We start from the raw sequence: 18,501 nt of genomic DNA, 5'->3' as shown, positions 1-18,501 counted from the left end.
GATTGTGCCCATGTCTGCAGATACGAGTTGGCCCCCGGCCCACGTGACGCCCGCCGCGGCCACGCCGCCCTCCGACAAGGAGCTGGTGCTCAAGGTAATCCCCATGCCAGCCGACACCAACGGCAACGGCGACATCTTCGGCGGCTGGGTGATGGCCCAGGTCGACCTTGCCGGCTCGGTGCTGCCCGCGCGCATCATCCGCGGCCGCATGGCGACAGTGGCCGTCAACGAGTTCATCTTCAAGCAGCCGGTGCGCGTGGGCGACATCTGCAGCTTCTTCTCGTCCGTCAAGCGGGTGGGCCGCACCTCGATCACCGTCGAGGTCGAGGTGTTCGCCGAAAGCTTCGGCGCGCAAGGCAAGTACGTGAAGGTGACGCACGCTTTGGTGACCTACGTGGCGATCGACGAGAACGGGCGGCCGCGCGAGATCCCGCGCTAAAACTCCCCGTGCCGCCCCTCCCCCGGGGCGAACCTTCCCGCGCCCTGCAAGCCATCGGCAATGCACGCGTTGCTGCGCCCCCTCTCGCCATGCGCGCCGGGGCCAGCGCGTGTCCCTCTGCGCGTAGGCATTCATGCGGTCCGCCAGCATGGTCGATTGCGCAAACTTCGCCAGCTGCTGCACCGGCGCCACGGCGGCTTCCAGAGCGTCCCCGCGCCGTACCACCCGGTTGACAGGCCGATGCGCAAGGCTTCGCCCGCTTTTACCTTGCGGCCGGTCAGGATCAGGTCCACGGCCGCAAGGTGCGTCGGGTTGGCGACACTCTACGGGCAAACCCAGTCACGCTCGCGCCCCTGCCCAGCTATAACAGTGCGCGACGCAACAGGGGTGCAAGCGGTGCAATTTCTTCAACTGGTGATCGGCGGCATCGCGCAAGGATGCATCTACGGCTTGATCGCCCTGGGCTTCGTTCTGATCTACAAGGCCACCGAGACGGTCAGCTTCGCGCAAGGCGAGCTGATGATGCTCGGCGCCTTCCTCGGCCTGGCCGCCATGACGATGATGGGCCTTCCGTTCTGGCTGGCCGTGCTCAGCGCGATCGTGGCCATGGCCTTGTTCGGCGTGCTGCTCGAGAAGATCGTCATCAGTCCCATCCTGGGCCAGCCGGCGTTCTCCATCGTGATGCTCACCATCGGCATCGGCTACGTGGCACGCGGCCTGATCACGATGATTCCCAACATCGGCACCGACACCCACACGCTGCCGGTGCCTTACAAAGACCAGGTCTGGAACGTCGCCGGCCTGGTGCTGAACGTGGAACAGATGGTGGTGATCGCCGCCACCGCGCTGCTGTGCGGCCTGCTGTTCGCGGTGTTTCGCTACAGCAAGGTCGGCATTGCCATGCAGGCGGCATCGCAAAACCAGCTGGCCGCCTACTACATGGGCATCCCGGTCAAGCGCCTGAACGGCCTGGTCTGGGCGCTGGCCGCGGGCGTGGCCGCCATCGCCGGCCTGCTGCTGGCGCCCATCACCTTCGTGCACGCCAACATGGGCTTCATCGGCCTGAAGGCCTTTCCCGCCGCCGTGGTGGGTGGCTTTGGCAGCCTGCCCGGCGCCATCGTCGGCGGGCTGATCATCGGCATCGTGGAGTCGCTGTCCGGCTTCTACCTGCCCGAAGGCTTCAAGGACATCGCGGCCTACATCGTGGTGCTGATCATGCTGGTGGTGATGCCCAACGGGCTGTTCGGAGAGAAATTGAGCAAGAAAGTCTGAATACCTTGCGGGTCAGATCAATATGAGATTCCTCTTCAAGACCGGCTACAACCACGACATCAAGCTCGCCAAGCATGGCGGCCACCTGTTCTGGTACGGCCTGCTGTGCCTGGTGCTGGTGGCGGCGCCGCTGCTGGTGTCCGAGTACCTGCTGGCCCAGCTCACCTTCATCCTGATCTACGGCGTGGTCGGCCTCGGGCTGATGCTGCTGGCCGGCTACACCGGTCTGTTCTCCATCGGCCACGCCGCCTTCTTCGGCGTCGGCGCCTATGCCCAGGCGGTGCTCACCGGCATGGGCTGGCCGTTCCCCTTCGCGCTGGCCGTCGGCGCCGTGTTGTCGGCCGCGGTCGGCATCGTGGTCGGCCTGCCGGCGCTGCGGGTCAAGGGCATCTACCTGGGCATCGCCACGCTGTCATTCGGCTTCATCGTCGAGGAGGTGTTCGCGCGCTGGGAGAGCGTCACCGGCGGCAACGCCGGCAAGACGGTCGGCCCGGTCAGGATGTTCGGCTGGACGGCCGACAGCGGCGCCTCGTTCTACTTCGTTTGCCTGGCGGTCGCCATCCTGGCCACCCTGGCCTGCCTGAACCTGCTGCGCTCGCCGACTGGCCGGGCCTTCGTCGCCATCCGCGATTCGGAGATCTCGGCGCAGAGCATGGGCATCCACCTGGCGCGCTACAAGACGCTCAGCTTTGCCATCTCGGCGGCGCTGGCCGGCATCGGCGGCGCGCTCTATGCCCACGCCATTCGCTTCCTGTCGCCGGACCAGTTCAACATCATCCAGTCGATCGACCTGCTGCTGATGGTGGTGATCGGCGGGCTGGGCTCCATCCACGGCGCCTTCCTGGGCGCGATCTTCCTGATCGGCCTGCCGCAGGCGATCGGTGCGGTGAAAGACTTCCTGCCCGACGCCATCGGCCAGGCCCCGGGGCTGAAGGCGGTGGTGTACGGCACGGTGCTGATCGGCTTCGTGATGTTCGAGCCGATGGGCCTGTACGGGCGCTGGCTCAAGGTGCGCACCTACCTGCAGCTGTTCCCGTTCTACCGCAAGGGCCTGTTCAAGCGGCAAAAGACGTTCCAGAAATCGGACCGCCTCAAATGACCGACGACATCCTGCTTTCGGCCGACGGCATCAGCGTGCGCTTTGGCGGCGTGCTGGCCGTCAACAACGTCAGCTTCGAGGTGCGGCGCGGCGAGGTCTTCACGCTGATCGGGCCCAACGGCGCCGGCAAGACCACCGTGTTCAACCTGATCAGCCGGATCTACACCCCGACCACGGGCAACATCTGGTTCGAAGGCAAGCCGCTGACCACGCAGCCGCCGCACCGCATCGCGGCGCTGGGCATCGCCCGCACCTTCCAGAACATCGAGCTGTTCGAACATGCCTCGGTGCTGCAGAACCTGCTGATCGGCCGCCACACCCACCACAGGTCCAACCTGTTCAGCGAGATGCTCTTCCTGCCGAAAGTGCGGGCCGCCGAGATCGCGGCGCGCGAGAAGGTGGAGCAGGTGATCGACCTGCTGGACCTGCAGCACCACCGCGACACCATGATCGCCGGCTTGCCTTACGGCGTGCGCAAGGTGGTGGAGCTGGCGCGGGCGCTGTGCACGCAGCCCAAGCTGCTGCTGCTGGACGAGCCCTCCTCCGGCCTGAACGCGGAGGAAACAGAGGACATGGCGTTCTGGATCCAGGACATCAAGCATGAACTGGGCATCACCGTGCTGATGGTGGAACACGACATGACGCTGGTGTCCAGGGTGAGCGATCGCGTGCTGGCCATGAACCAGGGCGAGGTGCTGGCAACCGGCACGCCGCGCGAGGTGCAGGCGCATCCGGGGGTGATCGAGGCTTACCTGGGGTCGGCAGAGGATGTGTCGGCGTTGCGCCGGGAAAGCCCCCGCCCCAACCCTCCCCCAGCGGGGGAGGGAGCAAGACCATGAGCGAAAATCCGCCACCGACCAGCGACAAGCCGGTGCTCAAGCTGCTGAACGTCGAGAGCGCCTACGGGCCGATCAAGGCGATCCGCGGCGTCAGCCTGCAGGTGCGGCGCGGCGAGATCGCCACCGTGCTCGGCTCCAACGGTGCCGGCAAGTCCACCATCCTGAAGACCATCAGCGGCATCATCGACCCGCGCAAGGGCAGCATCGAATTCAAGGGCGAGGCGATCGCCGCGCGCGACCCCGCGCACATCGTGCAGATGGGCCTGTCGCACGTGCCCGAGGGGCGCGAGGTGTTTCCGCTGCTGTCGGTGCGCGACAACCTGCTGATGGGCGCCTACACCCGCAAAGACCGCGACGGCATCGCCCGCGACATGGACGCGGTGTGCCAGTACTTCCCCATCCTCAAGGAGCGGTTCGCGCAGGACGCCGGGCTGCTCTCGGGCGGCCAGCAACAAATGCTGGCGATCTCGCGCGCCATCATGGCCTCGCCCGACCTGATCCTGCTGGACGAGCCCAGCCTGGGCCTGTCGCCCAAGCTGACCAAGGAGATCTTCGAGATCGTGGTGCGGATCAACCGCGAGCGCGGCACCACCATCCTGCTGGTCGAGCAGAACGCCAACATGGCGCTCAACGCGGCCGACTACGGCTACGTGCTGGAAAACGGCCGCATCGTGATGGAAGACACCTGCGCCCGGCTGCGCGAGAAGGACGACATCAAGGAGTTCTACCTGGGCATGAAGGAAGCCGGCGTGCGCGGCGAGCGCAGGTGGAAGAAAAAGAAGAACTGGAGATGAGCGCCGTGCAGATCCGCTTCAAACAAGCTCGCGCCCCCGCGGGGGGGAGCGCAGTACACGCAGTGACAAGCTTGGGGGCTCGCCTGCGATGAGCAACCTCTGGGACCTCTCCCACATCAAGCCGGTCAGCCAGATCGTGCTGCAAGGCGCCACCATCCCGGCCAAGTTCTGGAACGGCGTGCGCGCTCGCGCGGACACCACCTGGATGCGACAAAAGGACTTGGGCATCTGGCGCAGCTGGACCTGGGCCGAGACCGGCGCCATCGTCGGCGAGCTGGCGCACGGCCTCATGAGCCTGGGCCTGGCGCCGCGCGACACCGTGTCCGTGCTGGCCAACACCAATGCCGAATGGGTCTGGGCCGATCTCGCCATCCTCAGCTGCGGCGCCGTCTCCAACGGCATCTACCCCACCGACGCCGCCTTGCAGGTGCAGTACCTGTGCGAAGACTCCGGCACCCGCGTGCTGTTCGTCGAGAACGAAGAGCAGCTGGACAAGGTGCTGGCGGTACGCGAGCACTTGCCGCGGCTTGAAAAGATCATCGTGTTCGACATGGAAGGCCTGCGGGAGCTGCAAGACCCCATGGTCACCAGCCTGGACGCGCTGCGCGCACTCGGGCGCGCCCACGCGGCGCAGCATCCGGGCTTGCTCCAAGAGCGGGTGGCGGGCTGCCGGCCCGAGCAACTGGCGATCCTGGTCTATACCTCCGGCACCACCGGCAAGCCCAAGGGCGGCATGCACAGCCATGGCGCGCTGGTCTACATGGTCCATGCCTACAACCGCTTCCTGCCGCAGACCGAGCGCGACGAGCGCATGTGCTTTTTGCCCTTGTGCCACATCGCCGAGCGCATCGCGGGCGAATACTTCCCGCTGTACACCGGCTCCATCATCAACTTCGTCGAGAACCCGGAAACGGTGCCGGAGAACATCCGCGAAATCCAGCCCACGGTGTTCTTCGCGGTGCCGCGCGTCTGGGAGAAGTTCTATTCCGGCGTGATGATCGGCCTGAGGGAAGCGAGCGGCCTGCAGCAGCTGGTGTACGGCTGGGCGATCGGCGTCGGCGCCGCCATCGCCGACAAGGTGCTGGCCGGGCAGCCGGTCGGCGCCGTGCTCAAGGCCAAGTTCCAGCTGGCGCGCTGGCTGGCCCTGAACAACGTGCGCAAGCTGATCGGCATCCACCGCGCGCGCTACCTGCTGACCGGCGCGGCGCCGATCTCGGCCGACCTGGTGCGCTGGTATCTCGCGCTCGGCGTGCCGATGCTCGAAGCCTGGGGCATGACCGAGACTTGCGGTGCCTCCACCTGCGTCCCGCCGTGGAACATCAAGCCCGGCTCGATCGGCCCGGCCGGCGACCACAACCAGATGCGGCTGGACCCGGCCACCGCCGAAATCCAGGTCAGGGGCCCCAACGTCTTCATGGGCTATTTGAACCAGCCGGAGCAGACGGCCGAGTCGTTCACCGCCGACGGCTGGTTTCGCACCGGCGACATCGGCACCGTCGACGCCGAGGGCTTCTACAGCATCACCGACCGGATGAAGGACATCATCATCACGGCCGGCGGCAAGAACGTCACGCCCAGCGAATTCGAAAACGAGCTGAAGTTCTCGCCCTACATCACCGATGCCGTGGTGATCGGCGACGCCCGCCCCTACCTGGTGGCGATCGTCATGATCGACCAGGAGAACGTGGAAAAGTACGCGCAGGACCGCGACGTGCCGTTTTCCAACTACGCCAGCCTGACCAGGGCGCCGCAAGTGCAGGCGCTGATCCAGGCCGAGGTCGACCGCGTCAACGGCAAGTTCGCGCGGGTCGAGCAGGTCAAGAAGTTCTTCCTGCTGGACACCCAGCTGTCGGCCGAGGACGAGGAGCTGACGCCGACGATGAAACTCAAGCGCAAGCTGGTGGAAACCAAGTACGCGCCGCAGATCGAGACGATGTACCGCTAATTTTCGATTCCAACCCAACGGAGACACTGAATGAAATTGAAGTCCACCCTTGCCCTTGCGATGGCGGCCCTCGGCTGCTCGTTCGTCCTGGCCCAACAACAGGGCGTGAGCAGGAACGAGATCCTGGTCGGCACGATCCAGGACCTGTCCGGCCCGCTGGCCGGTTATGGCAAGCAGGCGCGCAACGGCATGCTGCTGCGCATCGACGAACTCAATGAGCAGGGCGGCATCCACGGCCGCAAGCTCAAGCTGGTGGCGGAGGACGACGGCTACGATCCCAAGAAGGCGGTGCTCGCGGCCCAGAAGCTGGTGAACCAGGACAAGGTGTTCATCGTCGCCGGCCACCTGGGCACGGCGCAGAACATGGCCTCGATGCCGGTGCAGTTCGAAAAGAACGTCATCAACTTCTTCCCGATCACCGCCGCCCGCGAGATGTACGAGCCATTCCACAAGCTCAAGTACTCCTTCGCCGCCACCTACTACGACCAGGTCCGCCTGGCCGTGCCCAAGCTGGTCAAGGAAAAGAACGTCAGGAAAGTCTGCACCATCTACCAGGACGACGATTTCGGGCTGGAGATCCTGCGCGGCAGCGAGGCGGGCCTGAAGACCATCGGCATCGACTTCACCGAGAAGACCACCTACAAGCGCGGCGCCACCGACTTCTCCTCGCAGGTCGCGAAGATGAAGGCCTCGGGGTGCGAGATGGTGGTGCTGGGCACCATCATCCGCGAGACCATCGGCACCATCGGGACCGCGCGCAAGATGGGGTTCGACCCGGTCTTCGTCGGCTCCAGCGCCGCCTACACCGACCTGATCCACAAGCTGGGCGGCAAGCCCATGGACGGGCTCTACGCCGCCATGACGGTGCAGCACCCTTACCTGGACGAGGCTTCGCAGCCGATCCGCTTCTGGGCCAACAAGTACAAGACCAAGTTCAGCGAAGACCCGACGGTGTTCTCGGTCTACGGCTACATGATCATCGACCACTTCATCAAGACCGCGCAGAAGGCCGGGCCCGCGCTGACCACGGATGCCTTCATCAAGGCGATGGACACGATGGCCTTCGAGCCCGACATCTTCGGCAGCGCCCGCTCGACCTATTCACCCACCAAGCGCCTGGGCAACGACCAGTCGCGGCTGTCGCAGATCAAGGACGGCAAGTGGGCGGTGGTGTCGGATTACATGAAATAACCCCGTCACTGCCGGCGCAACCGGCAACCCAGGTCCCTGGACCCCGGCGCGAGGCCGGGATGACAGGCTGGACCCCAAGGCCGCCTCCGGGCGGCCTTTTTCATGGCAACCACCTAGTGGAAACCGCCAGCTTGGCGCGCCAGACCGGCGGGAAGAACCTGCCACTTAGGCAATAACCCAAGGAGACCACGATGAAGCTGCACTCCGCCGCGCTGGCCGCGCTGGCCCTGGCATCCGGGCTCGCCGCCGCGCAGAACGCCAGCCAGGGGGTCAGCAAGAGTGAGGTCGTGTTGGGCTCGATCCAGGACCTGTCGGGTCCGATCGCGGGCTTTGGCAAGCAGGTGCGGCTGGGGATGATGCTGCGCGCCGACGAGATCAACGAGCAAGGCGGCATCAACGGCCGGCGCATCAAGCTGGTCATCGAAGACTCCGCCTACGACCCCAAGAAAGCCGTGCTGGCGGCGCAGAAGCTGGTCAACCAGGACAGGATCTTCGCCATGATCGGCCACATCGGCGCGGCGCAGAACATGGCGGCGATGCCGGTCCAGTTCGAAAAGAACTTCATCAACTTCTTTCCGGTGACAGCGGCGCGCGAGATGTACGAGCCGTTCCACTGCCTGAAGTACTCCTTCGCGGCCACCTACTACGACCAGATGCGCACCCTGGTGCCCAAGCTGGCCAAGGAAAAGCGGGCCACGAAGGTCTGCACCATGTACCAGGACGACGAGTTCGGGCTGGAGGTGATGCGCGGCGCCGAGGCAGGCCTGAAGGCCGGCGGCATGGAACTGGCGGAACGCACCACCTACAAGCGCGGCGCCACCGACTTCTCCTCGCAGGTGCCCATGGACGGCCTGTACGCCGCCCATACCTCGCAGCATCCGTGCCTGGACGACGCCGCACAGCCGATCCGCTTCTGGGCCAACAAGTACAAGACCAAGTTCAACGAAGACCCGACGGTGTTCTCGGTCTACGGCTATCTGGCGCTGGACTCCTTCGCCCGCGTCGCCGGCAAGGCAGGGCCCAACCTCACAACCGAAAGCTTCATCAAGGCCATGGACACCATGGTGGTCCCGGGCGACATCTTCGGCGGCCCCGGCATGAAGTTCGGCCCGACCATGCGCCTTGGCAACGAGCTGTCGCGGCTGTCGCAGATCCAGGACGGCCGCTGGAAGGTGGTTTCGGACTACGCCAAGCCCTGATCCGGCTGTCGGCCCGGGCCCGACCCGGGAGCCATGCGTGCCGGCTGGACTGCGGCGTGAGGCGCAATGACATACCTTCGAAGCCCGCCCGCCAGGGCGGCCTTTTTGTTGTTACCCTTGCGCCCGATGCCTTCCCCCAATCCCCTGCGGACTCCCGAGCTGGAGTTCAAGTCGCTGCTGGTGCTGGTGCTGGCCGCGACGCTGCTGTTCTCCCTGATCATCTGGCCCTTCTTCGGCGCCGTCTGCTGGGCCGTGTTCATCGCCATCGTGTTCTGGCCGCTGCACCAGCGCTTCCTGCAGGGCAGCCACGGCAAGCACGGCATCGCCGCGCTGGCCTCGCTGACGTTGATCCTGCTGATCGTGATCCTGCCGATGGCGCTGATCGCGGCCTCCATCACGCAGGAGGCGTCGGTGCTGGTCGAGAAGATGCGCTCCGGCGAGATCCAGATCGGCGTGTACTTCCAGAAGGTCTTCGACGCCCTGCCCGGCTGGGCCCGCGCCGTCCTCGACCGGCTGGGCGTGTCGGACCTGGGCCTGCTGCAGCAAAAGGCCATGACCTTCCTGGGCAGCAGCGGCCAGGCGCTCACCACCCGGGTGGTGGGCATCGGCGCGGTGACGCTCGACTTCGTGGTCGCCTTCTTCGTCATGCTGTACGTGCTGTACTTCCTGTTCCGGGACGGCGAGAAGCTGTCGGCCGGCATCGCCCGCAAGATCCCGCTGCGGCCGGAGCACACCCGCCGGCTGCTCAAGCAGTTCGCCACGGTGGTGCGCGCCACCGTCAAGGGCAACGTGCTGGTGGCCCTGGTGCAAGGCGCGCTCGGCGGCGTGGCCTTCTTCGTGCTGGGTGTGCCCGGCGCGGTGCTGTGGGGCGCGGTCATGGCCTTGATGTCGCTGCTGCCGGCGGTGGGCGCGGTCATCGTCTGGGCCCCGGTGGCAATCTATTTTTTCTTTTCGGGCGACCTGGTCAGGGCCGTGGGCCTCACCTTCTGGGGCGCCGTGGTGATCGGGCTGGTTGACAACTTCCTGCGGCCGATCCTGGTGGGCAAGGACACCCGGATGCCGGACTACCTGATCCTGGTGGCGACGCTGGGCGGGCTGGTGGTGTTCGGCCTGAACGGCTTCGTGATCGGGCCGGTGATCGCTGCCGTGTTCCTGGTCAGCTGGGACATGCTGGCCAAGGTGCGCGACGAACAGGATGCGCCGGCGCAGCAGCCGTCCGCGGCCGAGGGCGAGGCGCCCTGAAGCGCGGCGCGCCGCCGGCGCGTCACAGCCCCAGCTGCCTGGCGGCCAGGTCCTTCATGACTTCCTCGGCGCCGGCGCCGATCATCATCACCTTGACCTCGCGGTAGATCCGCTCGCTCTTGGTGCCGCGCATGTAGCCCATGCCACCCAGGATCTGCACTGCCTGATCGGCGCAGAACTGCATGGTCCGGGTGGCGTGGTTCTTGAGCATGCAGACCTGGGCGATCAAGTCGGGATCGGACTCCAGCTTCGACGTTCCAGGCACCGGCGGGGGCACCGGGCTCCAGTCGGAATCGGCCAGCGCGGTGACGGCGTTCAGCCAGGCTTCGCTGGCGTGGATGCGCATCTGCATGTCGACCAGCTTGTGCCGGATCACCTGCTTTTCGACCAGCGCGGAACCGAAGGCCTGGCGCTCGCGGGCCCAGGCCAGCGCTTCGTCGTAACAGGCCTGGGCGAAGCCCAGCGCCATGGCCGCCATGGCCATGCGCTCGCCGTTGAAGTTGCCCATGATCATGCGGAAACCGGCGCCCTCCTCCCCCACCAGGTAGCGGGCCGGCACGCGCGCGCCGTCGAAGTGCAGGCGCGCGGTGTCGCTGCACAGCCAGCCCATCTTGTCCAGCCGGGTGCGCGCCAGGCCGGGCGCTTCGCCGGGCACCACGATCACCGAAATTCCGCTCGTTCCGCGGGCTCCTGGCTCGCCGGTGCGCACGGCGACGGTGATCCAGTCGGCCCGCATGCCCGAGGTGATGAACACCTTCTCGCCATCGATCACCCAGGCGTCGCCATCCCGCCGGGCCCGGGTCCGCAGCGCCGCGACGTCGGAGCCGCCGCCGGGCTCGGTGATGGCCAGGGCGGCGATCTTGTCGCCGCGCAGCACGCCCGGGATCACCTCCTGCTGCAGGCGATCGGTGCCGTGGTGCAGGACGGGCGGCAAGCCGATGTTGTGCGAAAACAGGCCCGCCAGCACGCCGCCGCTGGCGCCCCAGCGGCTCATGGCCACGGCCAGCGCATTGCGCAAGGCATACGGCGCCGGCGTGCCGCCCAGTTCCTCGGGATAGCCCAGCCCCAGGATGCCCAGCCCGGCGGCCTCGCGGTACAGCGTGCGCGGGAATTCGCCCGCTGCATCCCATTGCTGCACGTGCGGCGCGACCCGTTCGGTCATGAAGCGGCGCACGCTGGCGGCCAGCGCGGCGATGTCCACGTGCGTGTCGGCGCTCACTGGACGATCCTGCGCGCCACGCGCTGCGCAATTCGCCTTGGGGCGGCCCGGCGGCTCATGCCGCCTCGAAGGTGACGAGCACGCGCGCCGTGGCGACCTGCTGGCCGGCCTCCACGTGCAGGGCCTTGACCACGCCGTCGCGGACGGCGGTCACCGCATGTTCGAGCTTCATCGATTCGATCACCAGCAGCACCTCGCCTTTGCGAACGCCGTCGCCGGGGGCGGCGCACAGCGCGATCACCTTGCCGTTGAACGGGGCCCGCAGTTCGTCGTCACCGGCGCCGTCGCCGCGGCCGGCGGGCGGGTCGAACGAGGCGTCGGCCAGGAACAGGTCCACCGCGCCGAGCTGCAGGTGCCAGCCGCCGTCGTCGAGCCGGACCGAAACGGCTTGCGCCGGCGCGAAGCCGTCCGACTCGCGCACCGGCACGTCCAGCAGCATGTCGTGATGGCGCACTCGCAGCGGCCGCTCGAATGGGGGCGCCAGCGCGCCAGCGCCGCCGTGCGGCAGCAGCGCCGACACCGCGGCTTCCGGCACCACCATCCGCTCCTCGTCCTGCAACGCCGCCCGCAGCGCGTCGCCGTGGTCCGCCAGGAACGGCACCAGGGCCTGGCCGGAGGCGAACAGCGGATGGCGCAGGCAGGCCGCCAGCAACCGGCGGTTGGTGGGCAGGCCCAGCACCTGCAGGCGGTCGAGCGCGGTCGCCAGGTCGTCGATGGCCTGCTCACGGGTCGGCGCCCAGGCGATCAGCTTGCCGAGCATGGAGTCATAGAACGGCGTGACTTGAAGGCCTTCCCGGATCGCGTGGTCGAAGCGCAGCGTGCCGCCGCTGCCGCCACCCTCGCCGGCCGGCGGGGGCAGGAACCTGTCGACGCGGCCGGTGCGCGGCCTGAAGTTCTCGTCTTCCGCGCACAGCCGCACCTCGATGGCGTGGCCGTTGAAGCCCAGCTCGCTTTGCCGACACGGCAGCCGCTCGCCGCGCGCGATGCGCAGCTGCCACTCCACCAGGTCGTGGCCGGTGACGGCCTCGGTGACAGGATGCTCCACCTGCAGCCGCGTGTTCATCTCCATCAGGAAGAACTCGCCGTCCTGCAGCAGGAATTCCACAGTGCCGGCGCCGACGTAGCCCGCCGCGCGCACTAGTTCCACCGCGGCATTGCCCATGCGCAGGCGCAACGCCGCGTCCACGGCGGGGCTGGGTGATTCCTCGATGATCTTCTGGTGGCGACGCTGCACCGAGCAGTCGCGCTCCCCCAGGTGGATGCAGTTGCCGTGGGTGTCGGCGAACACCTGGATCTCCACGTGACGTGGGCGCAGCAGCGCGCGCTCCAGCAGCAGTTCGCCCGATCCGAAGGCAGCCGCCGCCTCGGAGCGCGCCGACTCCAGCGCGGCCGGCAACTGCGCCGCGTCGTGCACCAGCCGCATGCCGCGGCCACCGCCGCCGGCCGCCGCCTTCACCATCAAGGGAAAGCCGATGCGATCGGCCTGCGCCAGCAGGCGCGCCTCCGACTGGTCGGCGCCCTGGTAGCCGGGCAGGCAGGGAATGCCGCGCGCGTGGGCCAGTTCCTTGGCGCGCGACTTGTTGCCCAAGGTGCGGATCGCGCCCGGCCCCGGGCCGATCCACAGCAGGCCGGCATCGCCGGTGGCCTGCGCGAACTCCGCGTTCTCGCTGAGGAAGCCGTAACCCGGATGAACCGCGTCGGCGCCGGTCGCGCGGGCCGCCGCCAGCAGCTTGTCGATGCGCAGGTACGTGTCCGCCAGCGCGTTGCCGCCCAGCGGCTGCGCGCGCGTGGCCTCGCGCACGTGCAGCGCCTGCGCGTCGGCGTCCGAATGCACGGCCACGGTCTCAATGCCCATGCGGTGCGTCGTGCGCATGATGCGCCGCGCGATCTCGCCCCGGTTGGCAATCAGCAGGCGCCGGATCTTCATCCTTGCGCCGGCGGCCGCTTGGCCACCCCCATCAGCTTGGCCAGGATGCCCATCATCACTTCGTCGGCGCCGCCGCCGATCGAGGCGAGCCGGCCGTCGCGGTACATGCGCGAGACCTTGTTCTCCCAGGTGTAGCCCATGCCGCCCCAGAACTGCAGGCAGGTGTCGGGCACCTGGCGGTACAGGCGGCCGGCCTTGAGCTTGGCCATGGTGGCCAGCTCCAGCACGTCCTGGCCCTGCACATACAGTTCGCAGGCGCGGTAGGTCAGCGCCCGCAGCGCCTCGACTTCGGTCTTGAGCTCGGCCAGCTTGAACTGCACCCATTGCTGGTCGGACAGCGCGGCGCCGAACAGCTTGCGGTCCTGCGCCCACTCGATGGTCCAGCGGATGCAGTTGTCCAGTGCCACCAGCGCGCTGCCGGCGCACCACAGGCGCTCTTGCTGGAACTGCTGCATCTGGTAGATGAAGCCCTGCCCTTCCTCGCCGATGCGGTAGCGCTGCGGCACCCGCACTTCGTCGAAGTAGATCAGGCCGGTGTCGCTGCTGTTCATGCCGATCTTGCGGATCTTGCGCGCCACTTCGATGCCGGGGCGCAGCTTGCCTTTGTCGCGCATCGGCACCATCACCAGGCTCTTGTTCCTGTGCGCCGGGCCGTCGCCGGTGTTGACCAGCATGCACATCCAGTCGGCCTGCAAGCTGTTGGTGATCCACATCTTCTGGCCGGTGATCACGTAGTCGTCGCCGTCCTTGCGGGCCCGGCTCTTGATCGCCGCCACGTCGCTGCCGGCGCCCGGCTCGCTGACGCCGATGCAGGCCACCATGGCGCCGGCAATCGCCGGGGCCAGGAACTCACGCTTGAGCTCGTCGCTGCCAAAGCGCGCCAGCGCCGGCGTCGCCATGTCGGTTTGCACCCCGATCGCCATGGGCACGCCACCGCACTCGATGTGGCCCAGCGCCTCAGCCATCGCCAGCGAGTAGGAGTAGTCCAGCCCGGCGCCGCCGTACGCCTCGGGCTTGGTCAGGCCCAACAGGCCGAGCTGGCCCAGCCGCTTGAACACTTCATGGGCCGGGAAGATCTCGGCGGCCTCCCACTCGTCGACGTGCGGGTTGATCTCCTCGGTGATGAAGCGCTTGAGCGTCTTCTGGATTTCGAGGTGTTCATGGCTGTATTGCATGGGGTCTCCTGCTCACATGCGGGCCACGCCGAACTGCATGGGCCGCACGGTTTTCTGTTGCGCTTCGTGGATGGTGTCCAGGCAGAACGCCAGCACGGCGCGGGTGTCGCGCGGGTCGATCACGCCGTCGTCCAGCAGCAGCCCCGAGGTGTAGAAGGCATCGGCCTGCTGCTCGAAGACGCCGACGATCTGGTCGAACTGCGCCTGCGACTGGGCCGCGTCGGGCGCCACGCCTTTGCGGGCCAGCGCCGCCTCGGTGACCATCTGCATGGTGCGGGCGGCCTGCTCGCCGCCCATCACGGCGGTCCTGGCGCCCGGCCAGCTGAAGAGAAAGCGCGGGGCATAGCCGCGGCCGCACATGCCGTAGTTGCCGGCGCCGAAAGAGGCGCCGCACTGGATGGTCAGCTGCGGCACGGCGGCGTGCGTCACCGCCTGGATCATCTTGCTGCCGTGCTTGATCATGCCGCCCTGCTCGCTGTCCTTGCCGACCATGTAGCCGGTGGTGTTCTGCAGGTAGACGATGGGCTGGCCAAGCTGGCACAGCCACTGGATGAAATGCGTGGCCTTGTTGGCCCCGGCCACGTCGATCGGGCCGTTGTTGCTGATGAAGCCGACGGCGTGGCCGGCGATGCTGCCCTGGGCGCAGACCGTGGCGGCGCCGTACAGCGCCTTGAACTCGAGCATGCCGTCATCGACCAGGCGAACCATCACTTCGCGCATGTCCACCGGCTCGCGCAGGTTGGCGGGCATCAGCCCCAGCAGTTCCTCATCTTTCTCCCTCCCCCTGCGGGGGAGGGCTGGGGTGGGGGCGCTGCCCAACCTGGCCACCACCTGCCTTGCAATCCCCAACGCCTGCCGATCATCCTGCGCCAGGTACTCCCCCAGCCCCGACACGCTGGAGTGCATCTCGGCCCCACCGAGTTCCTCCTCCGTCGCCACTTCCCCCGTCGCCGCCATCAACAACGGCGGCCCCGCCAGGAAGGCGCGCGAACGCCCGCGCACCATGACCACCACGTCGCTCAGCCCCGGCATGTAGGCGCCGCCGGCGGTGCCCGAGCCGTGCTGCACCGTGACCACCGGAATGCCGGCGCCGGACAACCGCGCCAGGTTGCGAAACAGCGCGCCGCCGTGCACGAAGCCTTCCACCCGGTACTTCATCAGGTTGGCGCCGGCGCTTTCCACCAGGTGCAGGAACGGCAGCCTGTTTTGCAAGGCGATCTCCTGCACCCGCAGGATCTTGTCCAGGCCCATGGCCTGGATCGCGCCGGCGTCGATGCCGGAGTCGCTGGCCATTACCATGCAGCGCACGCCGCTGACGAAGCCGATGCCGGCGATCATCCCGGCGCCGGGGATCGACGCTGCGGGATCCTTGTGGTCTTGCCGGTAGCCGGCCAGCGCGCAAAGCGGCAGCCAGGGCCGGCCCGGGTCGAGCAGCAGACCGACGCGCTCGCGTGGCAGCAACTGCCCGCGCCGCTCGAACACGGGTCGCGCCTGGGCCGACCTGGAGTCGGCGCGCTGCTCCAGCGCCCGCAGCAGCGCCACGCGCTCGAGCATCGCGGCGCGCCGCTCTTGCGCCTGGGCGCCCTCGGCGTTCCAGCCGGAGCTGAACTTCATCGCTCGAGCAGCTTGGGCGCCAGGTAGCGATGGAAGCCGTCGAACGGCTTGACCGCGTCGCGTCCCTGCACTTCGGCCGGCGCGGCCACCTGGCCCCAGCCCATGCGCACCTGTGGCCGCGCGCCGTCGACGCGCAGCACGCTGCCGCTGATGAAGGCCGCCGCGGGGCTGAGCAGGAAGACGATGGCGGCCGCCGTCTCCGCCTCGTTGCCGAAGCGCCCGGCCGGCACCGTGGCCTGCATCTCGCGCAACATATCGCCGGCCTCGGGCGGGTAGTGATCCATGCCGCTGGAGGCGATGTAGCCCGGCGCCACGGCATTGACCCGCACCCCGTTTTTCGCCCACTCGATGGCCGCCGTCTCGGTGAAGCTGACCATGCCGGCGCGCGCCGCGCCGCTGTGGCCCATGCCCGGCATCGAGCCCCAGATGTCGGCGATGATGTTGACGACGGCGCCGCCGTGCGCCTGCATCGACTGCCGGTAGCATTCGCGCGCGACCAGGAAGCCGCCGGTGAGGTTGGTGGCGATCACCGCCTCCCAGCCCTTGGCGCTGATGTCTTCCAGCGGGCTGATGAACTGGCCGCCGGCGTTGTTCACCAGGCCGTGGATGCGGCCTTGCGCCACCACGATGGCCTGCACCACGTCCTGCACCGCCTGCTCGTCGCGGATGTCGCAGCCGTGGAAGCTGCAGCGGCCGCCGTCGGCCACGATCTCGGTGGCCACGTCCTGCAGCTTTTGCAGCTTGCGCCCAAGCAGAACGACGTGGGCGCCGAGCGCCGCCAGTTCATGCGCGGTGCAGCGGCCAATGCCGGAGCCGCCGCCGGTGACCAGGATGACCTGGCCCCGCAACAGGCCCGGACGGAAAACGGAGCGGTATCCTGCGCGGCGATCGGTCTCGGTCTGCATGGACTGACCTTAGCAGAGGGGCCCGTCCGCGACAAGCGCGCGCGTCAGCGATGCGCTGCTTCGATGCTTTGCGCCAGGTACGGTGCCGTGCGGCTGCCGCGCGCGCGCGCCACGTCCGCGGGCACGCCGGCCGCCACCACGCAGCCACCCTGGGCGCCGGCGCCCGGCCCCATGTCGATCACCCAGTCGCTTTGCGCCACCACCCGCATCTCGTGCTCCACCAACACCACGGTGTTGCCTTCGTCCACCAGCCGCTGCAGCTGCGCCATCAGGCGGTCGGCATCGGCCGGGTGCAGCCCGGTGGTGGGTTCGTCCAGCACGTACAGCGTGTCGCCGCGGTGCATGCGCTGCAGCTCCGTCGCCAGCTTGATGCGCTGCGCCTCGCCGCCGGACAGCTCGGTGGCCGGCTGGCCCAGGCGCAGGTAGCCCAGGCCGATGTCCTGCAGCACCCGCAACGGTCGCAAAACCTGCGGCTGCTCGGCGAAGAAGGCCACCGCCTCCTCCACCGTCATGCCCAGCACTTGCGCGATGCTGCGGTCCTGCCAGCGGATCTCCAGCGTCTGCGCGTTGTAGCGCGCGCCGTGGCAGGCCGGGCACGGCGCGTACACGCTCGGCATGAACAGCAGTTCCACAGAGACGAAGCCTTCGCCTTCGCAGGTTTCGCAGCGGCCCTTGGCCACGTTGAAGGAAAAGCGGCCCGGGTCATAGCGGCGTTTGCGCGCGGCCGGCGTGGCCGCGAACAGCTTGCGCACCGAGTCGAACAGCCCGGTGTAGGTGGCCAGGTTGGAGCGCGGCGTGCGGCCGATCGGCTTCTGGTCGACTTGCACCAGCCGGCGGATGCGGTCTATGTCGCCCGCCAGCCGGCCCGACCAGATACCGTCGCGGGCCGACGGGTCCAGCGCGTCTTCGGCTTCCTGGTCGGCCTCGGGCAACTCGCTGCCCAGGTGCTGCGCCACCAGCTCCAGCAAGGCGCGGCTGACCAGGGTCGACTTGCCCGAACCCGAAACGCCGGTGACGGCGGTCAGGCAGCCCAGCGGGAACCGCGCGTCCAGCCCTTCCAGGTTGTTGCGGCTCACGCCTTCCAGCCGCAGCCAGCCGGCTGGGCCGCGCAGCTCGCGCGGAGCGGCCTGCACCTGGCCGAACAGGTAAGGCCGGGTGTGCGAGGCCTTGACCTGCGCCAGCCCGGCGGGCGGACCGCTGTAGAGCACCGTGCCGCCGCGCTCGCCCGCCTCGGGCCCGACGTCGACCAGCCAGTCGGCGCGCCGCATCAGCGACAGGTCGTGCTCGACCACGAAAACCGAGTTACCGCACGCCTTGAGCTTTTGCAGCGCGGTCAGCAGCGCCTCGCCGTCGGCCGGGTGCAGCCCCGCCGATGGTTCGTCCAGCACGTAGATCACGCCGAACAGGTTGGATACCAGCTGGGTCGCCAGCCGCAGCCGCTGCAGCTCGCCCGGCGACAGCGTGGGCGTGCTGCGCTCCAGCGCGAGGTAGCCCAGGCCGAGATCGCGCAAAGTGTCCAGCCGCGCCACCAGGTCGTGCGCCAGGCGCTGCGCCGCGATCCGCTTTTCCTCGGAGCCCTCGGCGGTCAGCCGCACGTCGGGCGCGGCCGCGTGGGAAGCGCCGCCGGCGGCCACGCGCTGG

At 68.1% G+C, this 18,501-nt stretch carries 14 protein-coding genes and 1 pseudogene; 9 read left to right on the top strand and 6 right to left on the bottom strand.

Annotation, left to right across the window (positions count from 1 at the left end; translation table 11 throughout):
* Positions 1-10: 10 nt before the first annotated feature.
* From JWP65_RS13830 to JWP65_RS13790, 9 genes are all read left to right on the top strand, one after another.
* Positions 11-439: an acyl-CoA thioesterase gene (locus tag JWP65_RS13830; RefSeq protein ID WP_299764661.1), complete on the top strand. Its 429-nt coding sequence runs from the start codon at positions 11-13 to the stop codon at positions 437-439.
* Between the two features lie 396 nt (positions 440-835).
* Entirely contained in the window at positions 836-1,711 is an 876-nt protein-coding gene (locus JWP65_RS13825) for a branched-chain amino acid ABC transporter permease (RefSeq protein WP_299764659.1), read from the top strand.
* Between the two features lie 22 nt (positions 1,712-1,733).
* Positions 1,734-2,810 carry a branched-chain amino acid ABC transporter permease gene (locus tag JWP65_RS13820; protein WP_299764657.1) on the top strand — a complete coding sequence of 359 codons (1,077 nt, stop codon included), beginning with the start codon at positions 1,734-1,736 and terminating at the stop codon, positions 2,808-2,810.
* Positions 2,807-3,649: an ABC transporter ATP-binding protein gene (locus JWP65_RS13815; protein WP_299764655.1), complete on the top strand. Its 843-nt coding sequence runs from the start codon at positions 2,807-2,809 to the stop codon at positions 3,647-3,649. Before JWP65_RS13820 ends, JWP65_RS13815 begins: the two co-directional genes overlap by 4 nt.
* Positions 3,646-4,443, top strand: a complete 798-nt coding sequence (locus JWP65_RS13810) for an ABC transporter ATP-binding protein (protein ID WP_299764653.1) — start codon at positions 3,646-3,648, stop codon at positions 4,441-4,443. Before JWP65_RS13815 ends, JWP65_RS13810 begins: the two co-directional genes overlap by 4 nt.
* 88 nt (positions 4,444-4,531) lie before the next feature.
* A complete protein-coding gene (locus JWP65_RS13805; RefSeq protein ID WP_299764651.1) occupies positions 4,532-6,388 on the top strand; it encodes a long-chain fatty acid--CoA ligase in 1,857 nt (618 codons plus the stop codon).
* Between the two features lie 30 nt (positions 6,389-6,418).
* Positions 6,419-7,579, top strand: coding sequence for an ABC transporter substrate-binding protein (locus tag JWP65_RS13800; protein WP_299764648.1), 1,161 nt, complete (start codon positions 6,419-6,421; stop codon positions 7,577-7,579).
* A gap of 191 nt (positions 7,580-7,770) precedes the next feature.
* Positions 7,771-8,778 (top strand): ABC transporter substrate-binding protein, encoded by a 1,008-nt coding sequence (locus JWP65_RS13795; protein ID WP_299764646.1) that lies wholly within the window; start codon positions 7,771-7,773, stop codon positions 8,776-8,778.
* A gap of 126 nt (positions 8,779-8,904) precedes the next feature.
* On the top strand, positions 8,905-10,020 hold the full coding sequence (locus JWP65_RS13790; RefSeq protein WP_299764644.1) for an AI-2E family transporter: 1,116 nt from the start codon (positions 8,905-8,907) through the stop codon (positions 10,018-10,020).
* 22 nt (positions 10,021-10,042) lie between these two features.
* Here JWP65_RS13790 and JWP65_RS13785 read toward each other — a convergent pair whose 3' ends face one another.
* The 6 genes and pseudogenes from JWP65_RS13785 to JWP65_RS13760 all read right to left on the bottom strand — a co-directional run.
* Positions 10,043-11,221 carry an acyl-CoA dehydrogenase family protein gene (locus tag JWP65_RS13785; RefSeq protein WP_299764730.1) on the bottom strand — a complete coding sequence of 393 codons (1,179 nt, stop codon included), beginning with the start codon at positions 11,219-11,221 and terminating at the stop codon, positions 10,043-10,045.
* Between the two features lie 73 nt (positions 11,222-11,294).
* Positions 11,295-13,160, bottom strand: coding sequence for a biotin carboxylase N-terminal domain-containing protein (locus JWP65_RS13780; RefSeq protein WP_299764729.1), 1,866 nt, complete (start codon positions 13,158-13,160; stop codon positions 11,295-11,297).
* 2 nt (positions 13,161-13,162) lie between these two features.
* On the bottom strand, positions 13,163-14,341 hold the full coding sequence (locus tag JWP65_RS13775) for an acyl-CoA dehydrogenase family protein (protein ID WP_299764642.1): 1,179 nt from the start codon (positions 14,339-14,341) through the stop codon (positions 13,163-13,165).
* Between the two features lie 12 nt (positions 14,342-14,353).
* Positions 14,354-15,955 (bottom strand): acyl-CoA carboxylase subunit beta, encoded by a 1,602-nt coding sequence (locus tag JWP65_RS13770; protein WP_299764640.1) that lies wholly within the window; start codon positions 15,953-15,955, stop codon positions 14,354-14,356.
* Positions 15,952-16,860 carry an SDR family oxidoreductase gene (locus JWP65_RS13765; protein ID WP_299764638.1) on the bottom strand — a complete coding sequence of 303 codons (909 nt, stop codon included), beginning with the start codon at positions 16,858-16,860 and terminating at the stop codon, positions 15,952-15,954. Before JWP65_RS13765 ends, JWP65_RS13770 begins: the two co-directional genes overlap by 4 nt.
* Positions 16,861-16,904: 44 nt before the next feature.
* Positions 16,905-18,501: pseudogene (locus tag JWP65_RS13760) on the bottom strand (ATP-binding cassette domain-containing protein); the annotation flags it as partial.

Source organism: Ramlibacter sp., from assembly GCF_028292805.1.
In the GTDB taxonomy this organism is placed as follows: domain Bacteria; phylum Pseudomonadota; class Gammaproteobacteria; order Burkholderiales; family Burkholderiaceae_C; genus Ramlibacter.
Note: the sequence above shows the minus strand (reverse complement) of the source record. Positions and strands in the feature narration are given on the sequence as shown.